This is a genomic window from Sutterella faecalis, assembly GCF_006337085.1.
GTDB lineage: Bacteria > Pseudomonadota > Gammaproteobacteria > Burkholderiales > Burkholderiaceae_F > Sutterella > Sutterella faecalis.
In genome coordinates this window covers 1,709,245-1,729,826 of sequence record NZ_CP040882.1, presented here as the reverse complement: position 1 = coordinate 1,729,826, position 20,582 = coordinate 1,709,245, and the positions used below count along the sequence as shown (strand labels likewise).

The 20,582-nt window shown below is 60.1% G+C and carries 18 protein-coding genes; 9 read left to right on the top strand and 9 right to left on the bottom strand.

Annotated elements, in window-relative coordinates; genetic code table 11:
- Position 1: 1 nt before the first annotated feature.
- The 4 genes from rsmA to FG381_RS07055 form a co-directional block, all read right to left on the bottom strand.
- Complete coding sequence (gene rsmA / locus FG381_RS07070; protein WP_139688162.1) at positions 2–808, bottom strand: 16S rRNA (adenine(1518)-N(6)/adenine(1519)-N(6))-dimethyltransferase RsmA; 807 nt, start codon at positions 806–808, stop codon at positions 2–4.
- Positions 789–1,760 carry a 4-hydroxythreonine-4-phosphate dehydrogenase PdxA gene (gene pdxA, locus FG381_RS07065; RefSeq protein WP_139688161.1) on the bottom strand — a complete coding sequence of 324 codons (972 nt, stop codon included), beginning with the start codon at positions 1,758–1,760 and terminating at the stop codon, positions 789–791. Before pdxA ends, rsmA begins: the two co-directional genes overlap by 20 nt.
- 117 nt (positions 1,761–1,877) lie before the next feature.
- Positions 1,878–3,308, bottom strand: a complete 1,431-nt coding sequence (locus tag FG381_RS07060; protein WP_226960275.1) for a peptidylprolyl isomerase — start codon at positions 3,306–3,308, stop codon at positions 1,878–1,880.
- Entirely contained in the window at positions 3,301–5,616 is a 2,316-nt protein-coding gene (locus tag FG381_RS07055) for an LPS-assembly protein LptD (RefSeq protein WP_139688160.1), read from the bottom strand. The genes FG381_RS07060 and FG381_RS07055 overlap by 8 nt, the downstream gene beginning before the upstream one ends.
- A gap of 167 nt (positions 5,617–5,783) precedes the next feature.
- Here FG381_RS07055 and FG381_RS07050 point away from each other — a divergent pair, with 167 nt between their 5' ends.
- The 9 genes from FG381_RS07050 (at position 5,784) to FG381_RS07010 (ending at position 15,213) form a co-directional block, all read left to right on the top strand.
- Complete coding sequence (locus FG381_RS07050; RefSeq protein ID WP_174857857.1) at positions 5,784–6,791, top strand: aminoglycoside phosphotransferase family protein; 1,008 nt, start codon at positions 5,784–5,786, stop codon at positions 6,789–6,791.
- 6 nt (positions 6,792–6,797) lie between these two features.
- Positions 6,798–7,493: a nucleotidyltransferase family protein gene (locus FG381_RS07045; protein ID WP_139688158.1), complete on the top strand. Its 696-nt coding sequence runs from the start codon at positions 6,798–6,800 to the stop codon at positions 7,491–7,493.
- Positions 7,490–8,491, top strand: coding sequence for a tRNA dihydrouridine synthase DusB (dusB, locus tag FG381_RS07040; protein WP_226960276.1), 1,002 nt, complete (start codon positions 7,490–7,492; stop codon positions 8,489–8,491). Before FG381_RS07045 ends, dusB begins: the two co-directional genes overlap by 4 nt.
- Positions 8,488–8,844, top strand: coding sequence for a helix-turn-helix domain-containing protein (locus FG381_RS07035; RefSeq protein ID WP_139688157.1), 357 nt, complete (start codon positions 8,488–8,490; stop codon positions 8,842–8,844). Before dusB ends, FG381_RS07035 begins: the two co-directional genes overlap by 4 nt.
- Positions 8,845–8,846: 2 nt before the next feature.
- Entirely contained in the window at positions 8,847–10,400 is a 1,554-nt protein-coding gene (gene purH, locus FG381_RS07030; RefSeq protein ID WP_139688156.1) for a bifunctional phosphoribosylaminoimidazolecarboxamide formyltransferase/IMP cyclohydrolase, read from the top strand.
- Positions 10,401–10,591: 191 nt separating this feature from the next.
- Positions 10,592–11,878: a Tol-Pal system beta propeller repeat protein TolB gene (gene tolB, locus FG381_RS07025; RefSeq protein ID WP_139688155.1), complete on the top strand. Its 1,287-nt coding sequence runs from the start codon at positions 10,592–10,594 to the stop codon at positions 11,876–11,878.
- Positions 11,879–11,923: 45 nt separating this feature from the next.
- A complete protein-coding gene (gene pal / locus FG381_RS07020; protein WP_139688154.1) occupies positions 11,924–12,445 on the top strand; it encodes a peptidoglycan-associated lipoprotein Pal in 522 nt (173 codons plus the stop codon).
- Between the two features lie 105 nt (positions 12,446–12,550).
- Positions 12,551–13,300, top strand: coding sequence for a tol-pal system protein YbgF (gene ybgF / locus FG381_RS07015; protein WP_139688153.1), 750 nt, complete (start codon positions 12,551–12,553; stop codon positions 13,298–13,300).
- Between the two features lie 293 nt (positions 13,301–13,593).
- A complete protein-coding gene (locus FG381_RS07010; protein WP_139688152.1) occupies positions 13,594–15,213 on the top strand; it encodes an NAD-dependent malic enzyme in 1,620 nt (539 codons plus the stop codon).
- 183 nt (positions 15,214–15,396) lie between these two features.
- Here FG381_RS07010 and FG381_RS07005 read toward each other — a convergent pair whose 3' ends face one another.
- The 5 genes from FG381_RS07005 to FG381_RS06985 are packed head-to-tail and all read right to left on the bottom strand — an operon-like array spanning position 15,397 to position 20,212.
- Positions 15,397–16,383: an ABC transporter substrate-binding protein gene (locus tag FG381_RS07005; protein ID WP_139688151.1), complete on the bottom strand. Its 987-nt coding sequence runs from the start codon at positions 16,381–16,383 to the stop codon at positions 15,397–15,399.
- Positions 16,384–16,401: 18 nt separating this feature from the next.
- Positions 16,402–17,370 carry a siderophore ABC transporter substrate-binding protein gene (locus FG381_RS07000; RefSeq protein ID WP_226960277.1) on the bottom strand — a complete coding sequence of 323 codons (969 nt, stop codon included), beginning with the start codon at positions 17,368–17,370 and terminating at the stop codon, positions 16,402–16,404.
- A gap of 50 nt (positions 17,371–17,420) precedes the next feature.
- Complete coding sequence (locus FG381_RS06995) at positions 17,421–18,176, bottom strand: iron ABC transporter ATP-binding protein (protein ID WP_139688150.1); 756 nt, start codon at positions 18,174–18,176, stop codon at positions 17,421–17,423.
- Positions 18,177–18,182: 6 nt separating this feature from the next.
- Complete coding sequence (locus FG381_RS06990; RefSeq protein ID WP_139688149.1) at positions 18,183–19,169, bottom strand: iron chelate uptake ABC transporter family permease subunit; 987 nt, start codon at positions 19,167–19,169, stop codon at positions 18,183–18,185.
- Positions 19,166–20,212, bottom strand: coding sequence for an ABC transporter permease (locus FG381_RS06985; protein WP_139688148.1), 1,047 nt, complete (start codon positions 20,210–20,212; stop codon positions 19,166–19,168). The genes FG381_RS06990 and FG381_RS06985 overlap by 4 nt, the downstream gene beginning before the upstream one ends.
- Positions 20,213–20,582: the final 370 nt, after the last annotated feature.

Here is a 20,582-nt window from a genome sequence, read left to right as displayed (position 1 = left end):
ATCATGCGCCCTGACGGCGGCGGGCGGCGGCGTTGGCAAGCCTTACAAAGGCTTCGACATCAAGAGTTTCCGCACGAGCCGTCGACGGGACGCCTGCTTCAGAGAAGCCTTCTTCGTCAAGAAAGTCCGAAATCGCATTCCGCATGGTCTTGCGGCGCTGCTGAAAGGCAGCTGCGACGAGCGCGCTGAAGACATTCCAGTCGACGGGAAGAAGCTTTCCCTCGGGCTTCGGCACCATGCGCACGATCGAGGAGGTCACTTTGGGCGCGGGCGTGAAGGCTCCGGGCGGCACGTCGAAGAGCTTATGCATGACGTAGCGGTACTGGAGCATGACTGAAAGCCGTCCGTAGGTTTTGGAGCCTGGAGCGGCAATCATGCGGTCGACCACTTCCTTCTGCAGCATGAAGTGCTGATCAATGATGCGGTGCGCGGCAGGGAGGAGCGCAAAAAGGAGGGGCGAGGAGATGTTGTAGGGAAGATTCCCGAAGACCCTCAGGCGCTTGCCTTCGAGTACGGTCGACCAGTCGAGCGTGAGGGCGTCGGCCTCGATCAATTCCAGCGATCCATCCGGGAACTGCGTGCGCAGGAATGCCGCCAGATCACGGTCGATTTCAACCGCCGTCTGGCGTCCCGCGAGCGCGATCACCTCGCGCGTGAGCGCAGCCTGGCCCGGGCCGATTTCAATCAGTTCGTCGCCGGGTTTGGGATCAATCGCGCGCGCAATGCGCTCGATCCAGTGATGGTCGTGGAGAAAGTTCTGTCCGAAGCGTTTGCGGGCGCGATGCCCTTCAAGCCATTCTTGAGTCACGGTTCTTTGCGAGCGTATGAGCGAGTTCGAGGGCCGCAGTCATGCTGCGGGCGTCGGCGATGCCGCGGCCGGCAATGTCGAGCGCCGTGCCGTGGTCGACCGAGGTGCGCACGTAGGGGAGGCCGAGGGTCACATTGACGCCTTCGGCGAAGCCCACGTGCTTGAGCGTCGGGAGTCCCTGATCATGGTACATGCAGAGGACGGCATCCCACTTTTCCATTTTGCCGGGAACGAAGATCGTGTCGGCGGGAAGGGGCCCAATGATATCCGCAGAACCGTCGCGAGCGCGCTCCAGAGCGGGACTGATTACCGTAATTTCCTCCGTGCCCATGTGGCCGTTTTCGCCGGCATGGGGGTTGAGTCCCGCGACCGCGATCGTCGGATGCGGGATGGCGTAGGAAACCTGGAGTTCGCGCTTGAGGATCGAGAGGACTTCGTCGAGAAGCGCCGGCGTGATGGCGTCGGGGACCGAACGCAGCGGCAGATGCGTTGTTGCAAGCGCCACCTTGAGCGCATCCCTGCGGGGCGAGGAGACGAGCATCATGACGACGCGCGGGACGCCTGCGGCTTCAGCGAAGAATTCCGTGTGGCCCGTGAAGCGAAAGCCCGCTTCAATGAGGATGCTCTTTTGAACCGGAGCCGTGACGACGGCGCCGGCGGTCCCGTCAGCACAAAGGCGGTGTGCGGCAGCAAGCGTTTCAATGACGTAGGCGGCATTTTTGAGCGAAAGCTTCCCCGGAACCGGCGTTTCTGCGAGCGGCACATGGTGAAAGGACACCTGGGCGGGGGGCTCCGGGAGCCCGAGGCGGCGGGCTTCCGCGAGAAGCATGTCGCGGTCGCCGACCAGGATGACGGGGCTCGGGGACTTCCAGGCCGCCTTGACGGAAACTTCCGGACCGATGCCCGCCGGTTCACCGGTGGTGATCGCCTGAGGCTTGATGGATGTACGCATTTCGAAAAACTCTCAACGTGTCAAAAGAAAAGAGGACGGCGCTTTTTATCCGTCCTCTTTCAGATGAGCCGCTTCTCCCTCGAGAAGCGGCCGGATTGAGCTCAAAGCGCCCGAAGATCAGCGGCGAAGCGCTTCCTTCAGCTGCGGATCGCGGATTTCAACGTACGCTTCATCACGAAGCTCGCGCTCCCAGTTGTAGTTGGCTTCGTTGAGCTTCTTCTGGCGGATGGCCTGACGGGCGGCAACGCGCACGCGCTCGGGGTTGCCTTCCTTCGCGGTGCGGCGCTCAACCACCTGAATCAGATGGTAGCCGTAGGGCGTGCGGATGGGTTCGGAAACCTGACCGGGCTTGAGCTTCGCCATGGCGGCTTCGAAGTCGGGCACGGTGTCGCCGGGCTGGAGCCACCCCAGGTCGCCGCCGCGGGTCGCGGTCGAGTCGACGGAATGGAGGCGCGCCATCGTCGCAAAGTCGGCTTCACCCGATTCCACGCGCGAGCGGATGTCGTTGAGGCGCCGGATGACGTCGGCTTCCGGCGTAATGTCGGAAACAAACATCAGGATGTGGCGGGCGTGGGTCTGCTCGACCGGGCCGCCGCCCAGTTTCGCCTGCACGCCGTCGCGCTTCCCGGAGACCTTGAGCACATGCCAGGCGCGCTGGGAATTGAAGACGTAGTAGGTCTCGTTCGGATTCTTGCGGATGGCTTCAGCAAAGGGCGTCGGAAGGTCGGAAAGAGTCTTCCAGCCGAGCTCGCCCCCCTGCATCGCATCGTCAGCGCGCGAGAAGGAAGCGGCGAGAGAAGAGAATTCCTCGCCTTTTCGGGCGCGATCAGCAAGCGATTCAGCAGCAGCGCGGACGCTGTCGTTTTCTTCCGGCGTTCCGACCGGGAGGAAGATGTGCTCGACGTGGTATTCCGTCGTGTCTTCACCCTTGAAGCCCGCCTGCTCGGAGAGATACGCATCGATCTCGCTCTCGGAGATTTCGATCTTCTCCGTCACTTCGCGCTCGCGCAGGCGCTGCGTCGTGATTTCGTCGCGGATTTCATTGCGGAAGGCCGGGAAGGTGACGCCGTCGGCGAGAAGCCGCTGACGGAGCTCTTCAACCGAGAGATTATTCTGCCGCGCAATCTGCTCGATCGAGGCGTTCACCATCTGGTCGTCCACGCGGATGCCCGTCTGACGGGCGCGCTGCAGAATCGCGCGTTCGGAAATGAGGCGCTCGAGGACCTGCGCGCGCAGAAGCTCCATCGGAGGCAATTGAATATTCTGGCGGCGCAGGTTGATCGCCACCGTATGCACGCGCTGCTCAAGCTCGTGCTCGGTGATGACGTCGTTGTTGACGACGGCGATGATGCGGTCGAGTTCGCCCGCTTCGAGGGGAGCCGCCGACTGAGCGGCTTCAGCCGCGGGAGCGGGCGCAGCCGCCGGAGCCGTATAAACGGGACCGCTCGGCGCCGCGCCGTCCATGATGCTCGCAGCAGAAGCAAGGCCGGAGGCAAAAGCAAGCGCCGTGGAAACGGCAATCGCGGAAAGAAGCTTGGAATTATTCATAGAAGTCGTAAGGACCGGTCGCGCCCGGGAGCGGACCTGTCGTCTGATAGCCGCGGATGTTGCGGCGCAGTTCTGAAAGCGGATTAATGCCAATGCTACCGAGGCCGTAAAGCTCGAGTTGTAAGAAGAAGTTGGATTCTTCCCCATTGGCGGCAGTCGTGTAGCGCTGAGCGGCGACGCGCAGCGTCCAGCAGTCGTGGAGATATTCCACGCCGCCGATCATTTCGATGGGCTTCTTTCTAAGAAGCGAATAGTTGTAGCGGAAGAGGCCGTAAAGCCGCCCGGTGATCGGCCACTGCATCTGGAAGTCGATCTGCTTGATGTTGTTGTCGTCCGTGAGCTCGTTGGCCGAATAGTTGTAGCGGTAGTAAAGCCCCATCGTCGACATGCGCTTGGGCTGCCAGGTGAGGCCCGTCTTCACGTTCATCACGCGGTTGAGGGACGATGAGTACTGCAGATTCGCGGAGGCATAGAGCGAACGTGTCAAACGTGCGCCGACGCTGCCGAGAAGGTCGCTTCGGACGTTGGCATTGGGCTCCGAGATTCCCTGATAGTAGGGGTCGGCGCGCTTTTCTTCCGGAATGAAGTGCACGTCCTGGTCGGAGAAGTACTGGCGCTGGCCCACGCTCGCACGGAAGAGTTCAAGGCCGCTCGCCTTGTCGATGTAGCGCGTGGAGATGACGGCAGTGAGCTGATTGGCCTGCGAAACGCGGTCGTAGCCTGAATAAAGGTTCGGCGTGAAGAGCGTCGCGAAGGAAAGATCCGTAACGGTGGAGTCGAAGACCGGGATGTCGTCCTGATTGCGGTAGGGCGTATAGGCGTAGTAGACCCGGGGTTCGAGCGTCTGATAGGCGCTCTTTCCAAAGAAGCTCGCATCGCGCTCGAATTCAAGACCGGCATCGAGCGTCAGGGTCGGCGTGAAGCGGCTCGGCGTCTTGTTCTGGTAATAGGCGTCGCGGCTCATGTTGTCGAGCTGGTACCAGGCGCCCATGAATTCGGCCTTCGGGATCACGAACCAGCCGGCGCCCCGGAAGGGGTAGCTCACGCCCTGGCTCGCAACGACGCGCGTGCCGCCGATGCGCGAGGGATGCGAGAACTTCGTCGCATCGATCATGGTTGTCAACTCAAACCCGCGCCAGTCGGCGGCATAGCCGTTGAAGACCACCTGCGGGACGCGCTCGTAGGGAACGATCGTCGTCACGCCGTCGATTTCGAGCGTTTGATTCTTCGTAACGCGAAGCGTTGAATTCCAGTAGGTATCGGTCCAGGAGAGGCTGTAGTCCTGCGGAAGAATCGCTTCCGAAGATTCGCGGATGCTCCCGGAAAAGTCCGTCACGTAGTCGTCGTCGGAGACCCGGTTGTAGTCTGCCCGGAAGGCGAGCTTCTCGCGGTTGTACTCCGCCTGAATGCGGGTGCCCCAGCGCGAGTCGTCGTAGACGCGGTCGTCAGGGAGGTAGTCGAAATTGACCTGGGTTTCGAAGTTGTCGTACTTGAAGCGCCCTTCATTGCCGAGCATGACGCCGCGCTTCGTCATGACGCGGGGCGTAAAGGTGTAGTCGTAGTTGGGGGCGATGTTGAAGTAGTAGGGAACCGCAATGTCAACGCCGCGCGTGGAGCTCATGCCGTAGGTGGGCGTGAGAAAGCCCGAGCGCCGTTCCGTGCTGATCGGGAACGAAAACCAGGGGGAGGCGAGAATCGGCGCGCCGAGGAAATGAAGCACGGCGCCCGTGCCCGAAGCCGTCTGATCGTATTCGTCGATTTCGAGGTCGTTGAGGCTGATGAACCAGGCCTCGTCGTCTCGCTTGCAGGTCGAAATCGTCACGTCTTCAAAGTTCGTGCGGTCGCCCGAGAGGAATTTGACGTTCTTTGCGCAGCCGCGCAGATTGCGGGGCGCATATTCCCACTCGGCGTCTTCCATCGAGCCCGAACGCGAGGTGAGGCGGAATTTCATGCTCGGGCCGGAGAAGCTCGCGCCTTCGCGGGCAATGTGCGCATTTCCGGTCGCCGTCACTTCATCCGTCTCCTGACGGTAGCTGATGCGGTCGGCCGTGATGACGGCGCCGCCGCGCCGCACTTCCGCGTCGCCGATCAGGTTGAGCTCGTCGTCGGGGCTGCCCTCAATCCGGTTGGCATAGACGATGCTGACGGCATCCTCGCCCGGGTTGGCGCGGGCGGGATCAAGCCGGGTAACGGATTCAAGATCAAGCCGCAGAGCGCTTGAAGCGGCAGCCGCCTGCGCAGAGAAGGAAAAAGCGGCAAGCGCGGAGGCCACGCTGAGCACGATTGCGCGGACGGGAGGCAGAGACATGAGAGACTGCAGGCCTCGGGAGAGGCCTTTAAAATGGTCGACTTTCCTGAATGCGTCCGTTTTCCTCCACTCACTCGGAGGAGCAAAAGGGACGAATAGTGCTCGGATTTTATCAGCAACAGGATTCCGGTTTTCTTTTGTGCCAACCCATCCGCGGGAGATTATTGATGACAGAACGTGACGATGCGCTCAAGGCCTGGCTCGCCACTGAAGCAGCGAAGCTCGGCTTCGATCCGGAGTCGATGGCTCCTGCGAGCTCCGATGCCGGCTTCCGGCGCTATTTCCGCGTGACGCGCTCGGGAGGCGGCACCTATATCGTGATGGATGCGCCTCCGGCGCACGAAAACCTGCCTGCCTTCATCAGGGTTCAGAAGCTCATGAAGGAGGCCGGCCTCAACGTGCCGGAGATTCATGCGGTCAATCTGGAGTCGGGATTTGCCGTCATTTCGGACCTCGGACACGAGACCTTCCTCGATGTTCTCAATGAAGAGAATGCAGCGAAGCTCATGGACGCGGCCACCACTGCGCTCGTCAAATGGCAGACGGCGACGCGCCCCGGCGTGCTTCCTCCCTACGATCGGGCGGTTCTCACGCGCGAGATGGAACTCTTCCCCGAGTGGTACGTGAAGCGTCACTGCGGCGTGGAATGGGATGCAAAGCATCAGAAATGGTGGGAGATGAGCCGGGAAGCGATCCTGAAGGTGAATCTCGCTGATCCGGTTGTCTACGTGCACCGCGACTTCATGCCGCGCAACCTCATGATGAGCGATCCGCTCCCTGGCGTTCTCGACTTCCAGGATGCGCTCGAAGGCCCGATCACGTACGACATCGCCTCGCTCCTGCGCGACGCCTTCATCAGCTGGAACGAATCCTTCGTGCTCGACATCACGATCCGCTACTGGGAAAAGGCCAGAAAGGCGGGTCTCCCCGTTCCGACGGACTTCGGCGCTTTCTACCGCAGCGTGGAATTCATGGGGCTCCAGCGCCATCTGAAGGTGCTCGGCATCTTTGCGCGAATCAACTATCGCGACGGGAAGCCGAAGTACCTTGCGGATACGCCGCGCTTCATGAAGTATGCGCGTCAGACGGCGGGGCGCTACGTGGAGCTTTCGCCTCTGAAGCACCTCCTAGACGAACTCGCCGGCGTGCGCGAGAGCGCAGGCTACACGTTCTGACCCGAAATGCGCGCGCTTCTTTTCGCTGCCGGCGAAGGCCGGCGCATGCGGCCCCTCACGCAGATTCTGCCTAAGCCCCTCATTCAAGTCGGCGGCATTCCGATGGCCGTGCGGCAGATTCTTGCGCTCAGAAAGGCCGGGATCACGGAAATCGTGGTGAATGCCGCGCACGGCGCGAGGATTCTGATGGCCGAACTCGGCGACGGAAGCGCCTGGGGCGTGAAGCTTCTCTGGTCGATTGAAGGATTCTCAACGGAAGACGCGCTCGAAACCCGTGGCGGCATCGTTCGTGCGCTTCCGCTCTTAGGTCGCGCCCCTTTCATTGCCGTTGCCGGCGACATCGTGACGGACTTTGATTATTCGACATTGGTTCGCCGTGCCGAAACGCTTTCTCCTGCGGGGAGTCTCGCGCATCTCGTTCTGGTGCCTAATCCGGGCTTCCACGCAAAGGGCGACTTTGGCCTCGCCGACGGAAAGGTCTGCCGGACGGGGGAAAAATTCACCTTTTCGAGCCTTGCCCTCTGCCATCCCGCGATGTTTGCCGGGCTTCCCGACGAGCGCGCGAAGCTTTTTCCCTGGATGAACAGGAGGATCGACCGGGGACAGGTTTCCGGGGAGCTCTACAGAGGCCCATGGGCCAATGTCGGCACGCCCGAAGAACTTCGCCGTGCAGAAGCGCTTTTCTCCGGAGAGGCAGCGTGAAAATCGGCCCTCATGAGATAGGCGCTCCGGCGCTCATGCTCGCCCCGATGGCGGGCTATTCGGATCTTCCCTTCCGGGAGCTCGCGCGCACCTTCGGGTGCGACTACGCCGTGGCGGAAATGACGGCAAGCCGCGAGGATCTGCGCGAGCGGGAAAAAAGCCTCACGCGCTGGGTGGAAGCAGAGGAGTCGGGACTCCACGTCGTGCAGCTTCTCGGCGCGGATCCTGCCGTGATGGCCGAGGCCGCCCGGGCGGCTGAAGCGGACGGCGCGGATGTGGTGGACATCAATATGGGGTGCCCGGCGCGGAAGGTGCTTTCCGCGGAATGCGGGAGCGCGCTCATGCGCGACGAAAAGCTTGTTCGGGACATTTTGTCGGCGGTCGCAGGTGCGGTGAAGGTTCCGGTGACGCTCAAGATGCGCACTGGCTGGGACCGCGAGCACAAAAATGCGCCGCTGATCGCCCGGATGGCGGAAGACTGCGGCATCGCGGCGCTCGCGGTCCATGGCCGCACGAGGGCGGACGGATTCCGCGGAGAGGCCGAATACGAGACAATCGCCCGGGTGAAGGCGTCGGTTTCCATTCCGCTTGCCGCCAACGGCGACATCGATTCGGGCGGGAAAGCCCGGAGCGTTTTGAAGCTCACCCATGCGGACGGCCTCATGATCGGGCGCGCCGCGATCGGCCGGCCCTGGATATTTGCTGAAATCCGTGCGGCGCTTGACGGAAGGAGCTTCTCTCCGCCTGATCCGGCGCAACTTCTTCAGATCATTTTGGATCACAGAAAGCGCCATTTCGACTACTATGATGGCCCGCGGGCGATGCGCACCTTCCGCAAGCATCTTTCCCGTTATCTCCAACCGTTCAGCGGCGCCAGAAGGGCGCTCGACGAGATCCTTCGCGAAGAGGACGCTGAACGGCAGACCGACCTCGTGCGCGCCTTTTTCGAAGGCATCGCGCGCGAACCCGAGACTCTGCGCACTTCAGAAAACCGATGATCCCGAAGGACCTGCACGATTCCGCTGACGCTCCCGAAAGAGAAGCGTCCGCGGGCGGCGACCCCGTTGAGGAAAGACTCCCCGGGGATGAAAACGATCTCGAAGAAGTTATTGTCCGCAGGCTCGACCTCTATTTCGCCCGGCTTGAAGGCCGGGACCCGCATCCCCTTTACGATCTTGTCGTGCACGCCGTAGAGCGCCCGCTGATCGACTACGCAATGTCGATGTGCGCCAATAATCAGTGCGCGGCAGCCCAGTTACTTGGCATTAACCGGAATACTTTGCGCAAGAAGCTCCAGGAACACGGGATGCTTCCGGCGCGAGGGACTTCCAGAAAATTTAAGGAAAAATAGACATGCGCAAGCAAGCACTCCTCTCCGTTTCGGATAAGACGGGCATCGTCGAGTTCGCCCGCGGCCTCGTCGAGGCGGGATACCACATCCTTTCGACCGGCGGCACTGCGAAGCTTCTCGCCCGCGAAGGGATCGACGTTCAGGAAGTGGCCGACTACACGGGATTCCCCGAAATGCTCGACGGCCGCGTGAAGACGCTCAACCCCAAGATCCATGCGGGCATCCTCGCCCGTCGTCCGGTGCCCGAGCACATGGCAGCGCTCAAGGAGCACGGCATCGATCCGATCGACATCGTCTGCGTGAATCTCTATCCCTTCGAGCAGACTGTGGCGCGTCCTGACTGCACGCTCGAGGAAGCGATTGAGAATATCGACATCGGCGGCCCGACAATGATCCGCGCGGCGGCGAAGAACTGCGAGTCGGTTGCTGTGGTCGTTGATCCGGCCGACTATGAGCTGATCCTCGACGAAATCAAGGTTCAGGGCGAAGTTTCCGCCGCCACGCGCTTTGCGCTCGCGAAGAAGGTGTTTGCGCATACCGCCCGCTACGACGGCATGATCACGAACTACCTCACGAGCCTCGACGCGGAAGCGAAGCCTCAGAAGTTCCCGGCCGTGCTCTCGCGCCAGTGGGTGAAGGTTCAGGATCTGCGCTACGGCGAAAATCCCCATCAGCAGGGCGCCTTCTATCGCGAGCAGAACGTTGAGCCGGGCCTTCTTGCCGGCTACGAGCAGCTCCAGGGTAAGGAGCTCTCCTACAACAACATTGCCGACAGCGATGCGGCCTGGGAGTGCGTGCGCTCTTTCGACGCGCCTGCCTGCGTGATCATCAAGCATGCGAACCCCTGCGGCGTTGCGGTTGCCCCCACCTGCGAGGAAGCCTATGCGAAGGCTTTCCTCACGGACAGCAAGTCGGCCTTCGGCGGCATCATCGCCTTCAACGGCCCCGTTACCCGCGCCTGCGCCGAGAAGGTCTCGCACCAGTTCGCCGAAGTGATCATTGCGCCTGAATTCGATGAAGGCGCGCTTGAACTCTTCAGCGCGAAGAAGAACCTCCGCCTTCTGAAGATCGCCCGCGGGACGGCCCACAACGACTTCGACTTCAAGCGCGTCGGGGGCGGCCTTCTCGTTCAGACGCCCGACATCCAGCTCGCTACCGAAAAGGATCTGCGCTGCGTCACGAAGAAGGAGCCCACGCAGGCTCAGATCACGGATCTGCTCTTTGCCTGGAATGTTGCGCGCTTCGTGAAGTCCAATACCATCGTCTACGCACGCGACGGCATGACGCTCGGCGTCGGCGCCGGCCAGATGAGCCGCGTCGACAGCGCCCGCATTGCCATGATCAAGGCTGAGGAAGGCGGACTTTCTCTTGCGGGCAGCGTTGCCGCTTCGGATGCCTTCTTCCCCTTCCGCGATGGTCTCGACGTTGTGGTGGACGCGGGCTGCACGGCCGTCATTCAGCCGGGCGGATCCATTCGCGACGAGGAAGTGATCAACGCCGCCAATGAGCGCGGCATTGCAATGGTCTTCACGGGCGAACGCCACTTCCGCCACTAATCATTGCTTGTTTCATTTGGGCGCCGCCGGCATCATCGCAGGGCGGCGCCCATTCGCGTATATTGGACTGACTTCATTGCGCGGGACGGATGGAAAAATCGCTCGTGCTCAGGTTTGTCGAGCACCGTTTCCCCTCTGCGCAGTCAAAAGTAGCTTTCGGAGAAAAGTCTGTGAAAGATTTGAGCGAATCCATGCGCCTCACACGCCGCGCGCTGATCGGCGCCGGCATGGCAGCGGGCGTTTTCGGCGCCTGTCCTGCGCTCGCGGATCTGCGCATTGAAATTACCGGCGTCGGCGCGAATCAGCTGCCGATTGCCATTCGTCCTTTCCAGGGCGCTGCCGCTGCGCCGGTTGACCCGGCTGAAGTGATCGGCGCGGATCTGCTGCGCTCAGGCGCATTCCGTCTTGTGGATGCCGGTCCGGCGGATCCTGCAGAGAATCTTGAGAAGCCGGAAGGACTTACCCGCGCGGCGCAGGCCGGCGCCACCGTTTATGTCGTGGGGTCGGTGCAGCGAATCGGCACCGGACGCTGGGATGTGCGCTGTCTTTTCTTTGATGCCGTGAGCGGCGAGCAGCTCGATTCCGTGGGCTATACCGCCGGGACGGACCTCCTTCGCATGGCGGCGCACCGCTGCGCGGACAGAATCTATACGAAGCTCACGGGCGAAGGCCCGATGTTCGCTTCTCAGCTCGCCTATGTGGCGCAGCTTGCCGAAAGACGCTACGAACTCATCATTACCGACAGCGACGGCGGCGTGCCGAGAACAGCGCTTCAGTCGCCTGAGCCCATCATTTCGCCGTCCTGGTCCCCTGACGGCAAGAAGCTCGCCTACGTGAGCTTTGAGCATCGCAAACCCATTGTCTACGTGCATGAGCTGGCAACAGGCGTGCGCCGCCCGGTGGCGGCCTTCCGCGGCAACAATTCGGCTCCCGCCTGGTCGCCTGACGGGCGCACGCTCGCCGTCGCCCTATCGCGCGACGGCCTCACGCAGATTTATCTGATCGGCGCCGACGGTTCGGGGCTTCGCCGCTTTACGCAAAGCTACGGCATCGATACGGAACCGGTCTTCACGCGCGACGGCGCCTGGATCTACTTTACGAGCGACCGCGGCGGCACGCCTCAGATTTACCGTCAGCCGGTGGCGGGCGGGAATGCCGAGCGCGTTACCTTCGGCTCCAACTACGCCATCAGCCCGGACATTTCGCCTGACGGCGCCCGCATGGCGTACATTTCGCGCATTGATTCGAGCTTCCGCGTTGCCGTCATGGATCTTGCCACCGGACAGGATCTGCTCGTTACGAATACGGAGCGCGACGAGTCTCCGTCCTTCGCGCCCAACGGACGATTCATCGTGTACGCCACGGAAGTGTCCGGACGCGGCATCCTCGGCACGTGTTCTGCCGACGCACGCCTCTCGACCCGCCTTTCGGGCGAAGGCAACATCCGCGAGCCTGCATGGGGCCCGATCCTGCAGTAATCCGGATGGATAAATATTTTTATTTCAATTAAGGAGCTCAACAAAATGACTATCGCTTGGAAGGTTCTTGCCGCTGCGGCGGCAGCCGCTGCGCTGCTTTCGGGCTGCTCTTCGGTTTCGCTCGACGAGAGCGCTAAGGAAGGCACGCTCGCCGGCAATCAGGCCGCTCAGCAGCAGACGGTGCAGGACCCGTTTACGGATCCCTCGAACCCGCTTTCGCACCGCTCGGTCTACTTCGCCTTCGATTCGTATGAAGTTTCTCCCGAGTACGCTGCGATCGTTGAGGCGCACGCCAAGTGGCTCGCCGAACATCCGAACGTGAAGATCGTCATTCAGGGCAACACCGATGAACGCGGCGGACGCGAATACAACCTCGCGCTCGGCCAGAAGCGTTCTGAAGCCGTGCGCCAGCGCATGCAGCTCCTCGGCGTTACGGGCGACCGCGTTGAGGCGGTTTCCTTCGGCAAGGAAAAGCCCGTTGCCACCGGCCATACGGAAGAGGCCTGGGCTCAGAACCGCCGTGCGGACATCGTTTATCCGGAAGGCACGGGCGCTCAGACCAAGTAATGCCCGAGGGGACGCTTGAAGTCCCTCTGTCAGACATCCGGCCGGCGGCTCTCCCTCGCTTCTGCGAGAGACAGGCGCCGGCATTTTTATTTTTGATCGACCAAAATGATCCTTTCGCTCACTCCTCTTGCCCGCCGTACGGCAGCAGCGCTCCTTACGCTTACGCTCGCGGGTTCGGCTTTTGCCTTCGCTGACGACGACGCCCGCCGGGCCATTCTCGAGCTTCGCGAAACCGTGAAGCAGATGCAGTCCGACATCGATACGGTGCGCTCGGGGCAGCTTCAGCTTGCCAATGAAATTACGTCCCTCAGGGAACAGAACCGTCAGCTCACGGGCCGCGTTGAAGAACTGACCAATCAGCTTGCCGTGGAAAAGCGAAATTCCCGCACGCTCTATGAATCGGTGGATAAGCGCCTCGGCGTCTTTGAGCCTCAGATGGTTGTGATCGACGGACAAAGCGTTCAGGTTCAGGCCGATGAAAAGAATGCCTATGAGGCGGCAGTCCAGCTTCTCCAGGACGGGAAGTTCCTCGATGCTGAGAAAGCCTTCAAGGAGTTCTCAACCCGCTGGGACAAGTCGCCCTATCGTCCGGACGCTATTTTCTGGTGGGGCACGAGCGCTTTCGCTGCCGAACACTATAAGACTGCAATTTCAACCCAGAATCAGCTCCTTCGCGAATATCCGAAGAGTTCGCGCGCTCCCGATGCCATGATGCTCGTGGCGAGTTCCCAGGCAGCGAGCGGCAGCATCACTGCGGCGCGTAATACATTAAACAAGATCATCCGCACTTATCCAAAGACGGAAGTGGCTAAGGAAGCGAGCCAAAGGCTGAAAGACTTAGGCCAGAAGAAGTAAAGATAAGGAGGAACCCTGCCTTGAATCAGGGGTTTTCTCTAGGGCATTGATAGAAAAATAATTCGTGAATATCCTTTTCGATAAGGGTAAATTTCAATCAGCAGAAATGCATCGCATCCCTTAAAGGGGTATGGTTGCATCTACTCCCTCTCCGGCGGCGGGGCTTTTTCCTTCAAAAGAGCCTTCCGCGCCGGGACGAATGAAAAGATGCCGGCTTGAGCTGATTTAAGCCGGCAATTGACCACGACTTGAGTCTGTCCGACTGCATCGGACGACAAAATGGAGGTGTCCCTATGACCCAGTGCTGCAAGCACACCGGCGCGGCTGTTTTCCATTGCCCGCTTACCAACAAGGGTGTTGCTTTTACGGAAAAGGAACGCGAGGAGCTTGGACTGAGCGGCCTGCTTCCGACTGCCGTCTCGACCAATGACCAGCAGGTCGAGCGCATGCATGAGATTCTTGACCGCTTCGAAAAGCCGATCGACAAAGCGCTCGTGCTCGACAGCCTCCACGCGACGGATGAAGATCTCTACTTCCGACTCCTCACGCGCTACACCGCCGAATACATGCCGGTGGTTTATACGCCGACCGTGGGCGAATACTGCCAGCGCTTCAGCCACATCTTCCGCTATCCGCGCGGCCTCTTCATTTCCTACCAGCATGCGGGCCATGTCCGTGATGTGATTGAACGCGCGCCCAACAAGGAAGTCGACGTGATCGTCGTCACCGACGGCGAGCGCATTCTCGGCATCGGCGACCAGGGCATCAACGGCATGGGCATTCCTATCGGCAAGCTCGCGCTTTATACCGCCTGCGCCGGCATCGATCCTGCCAAGACCCTTCCGGTCGTGCTCGACGTCGGCACGAACCGTGAGGAGTACCTGAACGATCCGCTCTATCTCGGCCTGCGCAAGCCCCGCAGCCGTGGTCCGGAATACCGCGCGCTCGTCGATGAATTCATCGCTGAAGCCCGCCGCCGCTGGCCCAATGTCCTCATTCAGTTCGAGGACTTCGGCAACCAGAACGCCTTCAAGCTTCTGGCGGACTACCAGGAAAAGATTCTCTGCTTCAACGACGACATTCAGGGCACGGCCTCCGTCGTGGTTTCGGGCCTCTACAGCGCCATGCGCATCAAGAAGGAGAAGCTCACCGATCAGATGTTCCTCTTCTTCGGCGCCGGTGAAGCGGCCTGCGGCATTGCGAACCTGATTGCCGACGCGCTCGTCTCCGAAGGCATGACCCGCGAGGAAGCCCTCAAGCACTGCGCGCTCTTTGACTCGAAGGGCCTCGTCACGAAGTCCCGCATGGATGAGCTCGCCGCTCACAAGAAGCCCTTTGCGCACGACTACGCGAAGTGCACGGACTTTGTCGAAGCGATCAAGATGATCAAGCCGACCGGCATCATCGGCGTCGCTGCCCAGCCGCGCACCTTCACGACCGAAGTGCTCGAAGAGATGTCCAAGCTCAACGAACGCCCGATCATCTTCGCGCTTTCGAACCCGACCTCGCGCGCCGAATGCACGGCCGAGGAAGCCTATCGCGTCACGAAGGGCAAGGCCCTCTACGCCTCGGGCTCGCCTTTCGCTCCGGTCGAATACGAAGGCAAGACCTTTGTTCCGCGCCAGGGCAACAACAGCTACGTCTTCCCGGCTCTCGGCCTCGGCGCCGTCTTCAGCCGCTCGAAGTGGATGCCTGACGGCATGTTCCTCGTGGCTGCGAAGAAGCTGGCCGAGCTCGTTACGGATGCCGATCTCGAACAGGGTTCGCTCTATCCGTCGCTCGACGACATTCGTCCGGTCTCGGTCAAGATCGGTGCGGCTGTTGCGGCCTATGCCTATGACAACGGCCTCGCCGGCAATGAACGTCCTCAGGACCTCGAAAAGGCTGTTGAAGCCTTCATGTACCGTCCGTAATGACGGCTGAGCCGGACTTTCCCAGTGAGAGATTTCCGGCTTGAGCGTCCGAGCATCGAAGCCTTCGCTTCCGACATCTTCACGATGTCGGGCGAAGGCTTTTTTTCGATGTTGAAAAAAGGAGCCGTCGGCACCCGCCGGCGGCTCAAAAAATGGGATTTGAAAAAAGATAAGGAGAGCGTTTTAGAGGCCGAGCGCCTTTTCAACGTCGCCCAGCATGCGGCTCATGCTCTCAACACCGCCTTCGCCCAGGTACCAGGCGGGCCCGGTGAGTTCCGTAACGCGCCCGGCCTTCACGGCATCGAGTCCCTGCCAGACGGCATTTCCCTTGACGGCGTCGGCAAAGAGCTTCGGTTCCTTCGCGCCGACCGCAAGATCTTTATTGAGCACAAAGATGCGCGAGGGCTTGAGCTCGGCGAGTTCAGCAAAGCTCTTTTCATTCATGGCGGCGATTTCGGCAGCGGTAGGCTTCGGGGGCGGGTTGCCCTTGGGTGCAGCCTTCTTCGGAGCCTCGCCCGTGCGCGGAGGCTTCACGTTCGAGAAGCCGAGCGCATTCGTGAGGAGGGAGCAGCGGCCGTTGTCCGGCAGAACGATGATTCTGCCGCCCACCATCATGAGAATGGCGATTTTTTCGCCGGCAGCTTTCTTCGCGATGACGTCAACGCGCTGCTTGGCGGCCTGAACAGCGGCCTCGGCCTCTTTTTCTTTCCTGAAGATGCGTCCGAGGGAGCGGAGATTCCCTTCAAAGCTTTGCCACGCGCCCGTCTGGTAGTTGGGGACGAGGCAGACGGTGGGAGCCGCCGTTCGGAATTCATCGATGGCGCGGGCAACGCGGCCGGAAATGAAGACGAGATCCGGATTCACGGACTTGACGGCCGGGATGTCGATGGTCTTCATGCCGCCGATCAGCTTCGCGCCTGCAGGCACTTTGACCCAGGTCACGGCGCCCGGCGTCACGGAACCGACCACGCGGTCGGAGAGGCCGAAGTAGGCGAGATTTTCAAGAATGGAAATGTCGAGCACTGCAAGCCGCTTGGGATCAACGGGTACGGCAGCGTCTCCCGTCTGCGAGGGAACGGTTACCGTTTCCGAGCCAAAAGCGGAGGAGGCAAAGCCCGGGAGCGAAAGGATTGCGCCGGCGGCAAGAAGATTGCGGCGGGAAAAATTCATGACGGTTCTCCGGAAGCGTTACTGAGCAAGGCCGAGGGCTTTTTCGACATCCTTAAACTGGATTTCGAGCGAGGTGTAGCCGCCTTCGGCGAGGTACCAGGCAGCCGGAGAGAGGTAGACGATATGGCCTTCCTTCTTAGCCTTCGTGCGGTCGACGATTTCGTTCTTCAGCACGTCCTGAGCGAGCTTCGCACCCGGGCGGGCGATGGCGGAGTCGCGGTCAAGAACGAAGAAATAGTCGGGATTGAGCTTGAGGAGAAGTTCGAACGAAGCTTCGTTGCCGTGGTTGGCGTTGGCGTCCTGAGCAACGTTCTTGAAGCCGAATTCATTGCTGATGATGGCGCAGCGCGCCTGGCTGCCGAGAAGGTTCACGTGGCTGCTCGTGACGAGACTCACGATGGCAGTCTTGCCTTCAGAAGCCGCGCGGATTTTTTCAATGCGTCCCTGGAAGTGCGCAATATCGGCCTTGGCCTCGGATTCCTTCCCGAAGATCTTCGCAAGGTTCATGTGATTGTCCGCAAAGCTCTCGAAGGTGCCTTTCGTGCGGTCGATCGTCATGTAGACGACGGGAGCAATTTTGGAAAGCTCGTCGTACTTCTTCTGGAGGCGCCCGGAAATGAAGATGACGTCCGGTTCAGCGGCCATGAGGCCCTCGAAGTCGATTTCCTTCAGGGTGCCGATGTTTCTTACCTTCGAAGACTTTTTGAAGTATTGCGGCAGATAGGGAAGCGCGGTCGTCTGCGTGATCGCGACGATGCGGTCCTTTGCCAGTCCCCAGTGGTCGAGCGTGTCGAGAACGGCGTAATCGGCGATGGCGATGCGCTTAGGATCTTTGGGAACCGTTACCTTGACGGGCTGGTTCTTGCCGTTGAGGGAATTGACTTCAACCGTTTCGGCGCCGAAGGCGGGTGAAGTCGGAAGGAGCGCGAGCGAAACCGCAGAGAGCGCGGCGACGCCGAGCGTGCGGCGGGTGAAAAGCATGGGCATGGTGGTGTGGCTTCCTCTGTATCAGGGAGTGCGTGTGAAGAAAATCGGTGTTAGTGAAAGATCGCGAGCGGACGGCCGTCGATCTCGTGAATCTGGAAGTCGACCCCGTAGATGAGCTTGAGCTGCTCGGGCGTCATCACCTCGTTCACGGTCCCCCAGGCGGCGATCTTTCCGTTTTTGAAGGCGCAGATGTAGTCGGAATAAAAAGCGGCGAGATTGATTTCGTGAAGCACGAGAATCACGGTTTTTCCGAGTTCGTCGCAAAGCCTGCGCACGAGCTTCATCATCTGCGTGGCGTGATAGATGTCGAGGTTGTTGGTCGGTTCGTCAAGGAGCACGTATTCGGTGTCCTGCGCGAGCACCATGGCGATGAAGGCTCGCTGGCGCTGACCGCCCGACATTTCGTCGATGAAGCGTTCGGCAAAGTCCTCGAGCTCCATGTAGCTGATCGAGCGGTCGACAATCTCCCAGTCCTTTTGGCTCAGGTTCGAGCCCGAGTGCGGGAATCGGCCGAAGGCGACGAGTTCGCGGACCGTGAGCTTCATCTGCACGTTGTTGGCCTGGGTGAGAATGGCAAGGTGCTTCGCGAGCTCCCGGCTTTCCCATTTCTCGAGGTCCTTGCCCTGAAACTCAACGGCGCCCGAACTTTTTGCAACCAGGCGAGAAATCATGCCGAGCACGGTGGATTTGCCCGCACCGTTGGGACCGATCATGGAAATAACTTTTCCATGCGGGAGGTCAAGCGAGACGTCGTCGACGACCGTCGCATCTTCGTAGGTCTTGCGGAGATTCCTGATGGTGAGCATGGCGGGTTATTTCTGCGTGAGGATGAGGTAGAGGAAGTAGAGGCCGCCGCCGATCGTGACGAAGACGCTCACGGGAACGCTGTAGACCATGATGTGCTCGACAGCGAACTGGCCGGCGCAAAGAATGAGCATTCCGACAAAGCCGGCGCCGGCAATGAGGTAGGTGTGGCGGTAGGTCGTGAAGACCTGACGCGCGACGTTGGCGGTGATGAGGCCGAGGAAGGAGAGCGGTCCGACGAGCGCCGTGGCGACGGCGATGTAGAGCGCGACGCCGACCATGAGGCGCCTCAGGACGCGTTCGTAGTCGACGCCCAGGCTGATCGCCTGATCGCGTCCGAGGCTGATGATGTCGAGGATCGCAATGTCCTTTTTGAGCCAGAGCGCAATGAGAATGAGGATGAGGATCCCGGGGATGATGCAGGCCATGTTGACGTTCGTGAAGCTCGCCACGAGCGTATTGAGGAGCGCATCGTATTCATTGGGATCCATGATGCGCGTGAGCGAATTCTGCATGCTCGAGAAGAAGGTCGAGAGCACCGTGCCGATGAGGAGCACGTAAAGAACGTTCCCGCCGGTCTTTTTGAAGATCGAGTAGTAGATGAAGGTCGCGATCACGCCCATGAGGACGATGTCCACGGCAAAAGCCATCACCGGGTTTGTTGCGAACTGACTGCCCGAACCAAAGAAGAAGACGACGGCGGTATGAATCAGCAGATAGAGCGAATTCATGCCGAGAAGGCACGGCGTCACGATGTTGTTGCGGATGATGGTCTGAAAGACGATCGCCGCGGCGGAAATCGAGAAGCCGGCTGTGAGCATCACGATGAGGCGCGGTGCGCGCAGCTCCATCGCGTAGCTGAAGAACTTCGGATTAACGAAGGCAAACTGGTAGAGCGCCGCGGCGACAAGCGTGAGTGCAACAAGCACCATCATCGCGAGCGCGAGCTTCTTCAGACGCGGCGACGAGAAGGACGAGGAAGCCGAAGCAATCATCGGGTGCCTCCATTGATCGAGGTGCAGACCGGCGTTTTCTTCTCAAAGCCGAAAAGCTTCATGAGCAGGTCCTTGTTGAGCGACCGGCGGCCGAAGCGCAGGCGGTAGAAGATGAGCACGATGAAGATGAGGCTCCCGAGCGTGCCGATAATGAGTTCGATCGGAAGCTCGTAGGGCAGGATGATGAGACGCCCGATCAGGTCGCAGCAAAGCACGAAGAGCGCGCCGAAGAGCGCCGTATCGGCGAGCGTGGAGCGCAGGTCGTCGCCCTTGAAGATCGCGACGAGATTGGGAACGATGAGGCCGATGTAGGAAATGCTCCCGACGACGGTTACGATGGAAGCCGTGATCATCGCGGCGATTGAAAGCCCCGAAAAGAGAACGAAGGTGTAGTTGACGCCTAAGTTCTTCGAGAAGTCCCGTCCCATGCCGACGATGTTGAACCACTTGGCGTAAATCCACGCAATGGCGATCAGGGGCACAACGAGGTAGACGAGTTCGTAGTTGCCTCGGAGCACAAGGGAAAAATGGCCGACCAGCCAGGTCGAGAGCGCCTGGGTCATGTCGAAGCGAAAGGCCAGAAAACTCGTGATGCCGCCGATGACGTTGCCGAACATGATGCCGACGAGAGGCACCATGACCGGGTCCTTCATCGGCATTCTCAAAATGAACCAGACGAAGATCCAGGTGCCGATGATCGCTGCCGCAAAGGCAAATGCAGCGCGCGACCAGATCGTGGAATCCGGCATGAAGAGGAGCGCGATGAGGATCCCGAACTGCGCCGACGAAATCGTGGCGCCGGTGGTCGGGGAAACGAATTTGTTAGCGCAGAGCTGCTGCATGATGAGGCCGGCAATGCTCATGCCGGCCCCCGTGCAGAGGATTGCAAGAAGCCTCGGCAAGCGGGAAATCAGAAGAAGCTCAAGGCTTTCGGCGTCTCCCGAAAGGAGCGACGAGAACGTTACGTCTGCGGCGCCGACAAGAAGCGACAGGAGACCGACGATGAACGTAAGCGTCAGAAGGATGGCGGTTGATCTGGGCATGAATGTTCGAAAAGCGATGCCGGGTAATCCCTTGGACAAGGTGCAGTTTCGAGGCATTCTGCATAAATCCCACTATCGAGAATGAATGAAATTACATTTATTTACAAAAGAATAGTAACGATTCTCATTTACTTGACGTGCATTGTATTTGTATTAATGCATTGAAATATATGAAAAATAAAACTTGTTTTAGATCGAACAAACTGCTGATTTGGTCAATTCTGAAGATAGTGGATCTTACTTACATTTAGCTACCATTCGATGGTGACGCTTCTGAAGCAAAGGGAGAGTGCTGATGAGTGTCCCCAAAGGTCCGCATTGAGGTCTGTTGCCGGAAGTGCTTTGCAAGCCTTCTGGCGCGACCGTTCGC

What these genes read in the sequence shown, in the direction of transcription:
- FG381_RS07045 (WP_139688158.1), top strand. Translation starts at nt 6,798, where the DNA reads ATGCGCGCGCTTCTTTTCGCTGCCGGCGAAGGCCGGCGCATGCGGCCC.
- FG381_RS07000 (WP_226960277.1), bottom strand. Translation starts at nt 17,370, where the DNA reads ATGCCCATGCTTTTCACCCGCCGCACGCTCGGCGTCGCCGCGCTCTCT.
- FG381_RS06985 (WP_139688148.1), bottom strand. Translation starts at nt 20,212, where the DNA reads ATGCCCAGATCAACCGCCATCCTTCTGACGCTTACGTTCATCGTCGGT.
- ybgF (WP_139688153.1), top strand. Translation starts at nt 12,551, where the DNA reads ATGATCCTTTCGCTCACTCCTCTTGCCCGCCGTACGGCAGCAGCGCTC.
- tolB (WP_139688155.1), top strand. Translation starts at nt 10,592, where the DNA reads ATGCGCCTCACACGCCGCGCGCTGATCGGCGCCGGCATGGCAGCGGGC.
- FG381_RS07005 (WP_139688151.1), bottom strand. Translation starts at nt 16,383, where the DNA reads ATGAATTTTTCCCGCCGCAATCTTCTTGCCGCCGGCGCAATCCTTTCG.
- FG381_RS07050 (WP_174857857.1), top strand. Translation starts at nt 5,784, where the DNA reads ATGACAGAACGTGACGATGCGCTCAAGGCCTGGCTCGCCACTGAAGCA.
- pal (WP_139688154.1), top strand. Translation starts at nt 11,924, where the DNA reads ATGACTATCGCTTGGAAGGTTCTTGCCGCTGCGGCGGCAGCCGCTGCG.
- FG381_RS06995 (WP_139688150.1), bottom strand. Translation starts at nt 18,176, where the DNA reads ATGCTCACCATCAGGAATCTCCGCAAGACCTACGAAGATGCGACGGTC.
- purH (WP_139688156.1), top strand. Translation starts at nt 8,847, where the DNA reads ATGCGCAAGCAAGCACTCCTCTCCGTTTCGGATAAGACGGGCATCGTC.
- FG381_RS06990 (WP_139688149.1), bottom strand. Translation starts at nt 19,169, where the DNA reads ATGATTGCTTCGGCTTCCTCGTCCTTCTCGTCGCCGCGTCTGAAGAAG.
- FG381_RS07035 (WP_139688157.1), top strand. Translation starts at nt 8,488, where the DNA reads ATGATCCCGAAGGACCTGCACGATTCCGCTGACGCTCCCGAAAGAGAA.
- FG381_RS07060 (WP_226960275.1), bottom strand. Translation starts at nt 3,308, where the DNA reads ATGAATAATTCCAAGCTTCTTTCCGCGATTGCCGTTTCCACGGCGCTT.
- FG381_RS07010 (WP_139688152.1), top strand. Translation starts at nt 13,594, where the DNA reads ATGACCCAGTGCTGCAAGCACACCGGCGCGGCTGTTTTCCATTGCCCG.
- pdxA (WP_139688161.1), bottom strand. Translation starts at nt 1,760, where the DNA reads ATGCGTACATCCATCAAGCCTCAGGCGATCACCACCGGTGAACCGGCG.
- FG381_RS07055 (WP_139688160.1), bottom strand. Translation starts at nt 5,616, where the DNA reads ATGTCTCTGCCTCCCGTCCGCGCAATCGTGCTCAGCGTGGCCTCCGCG.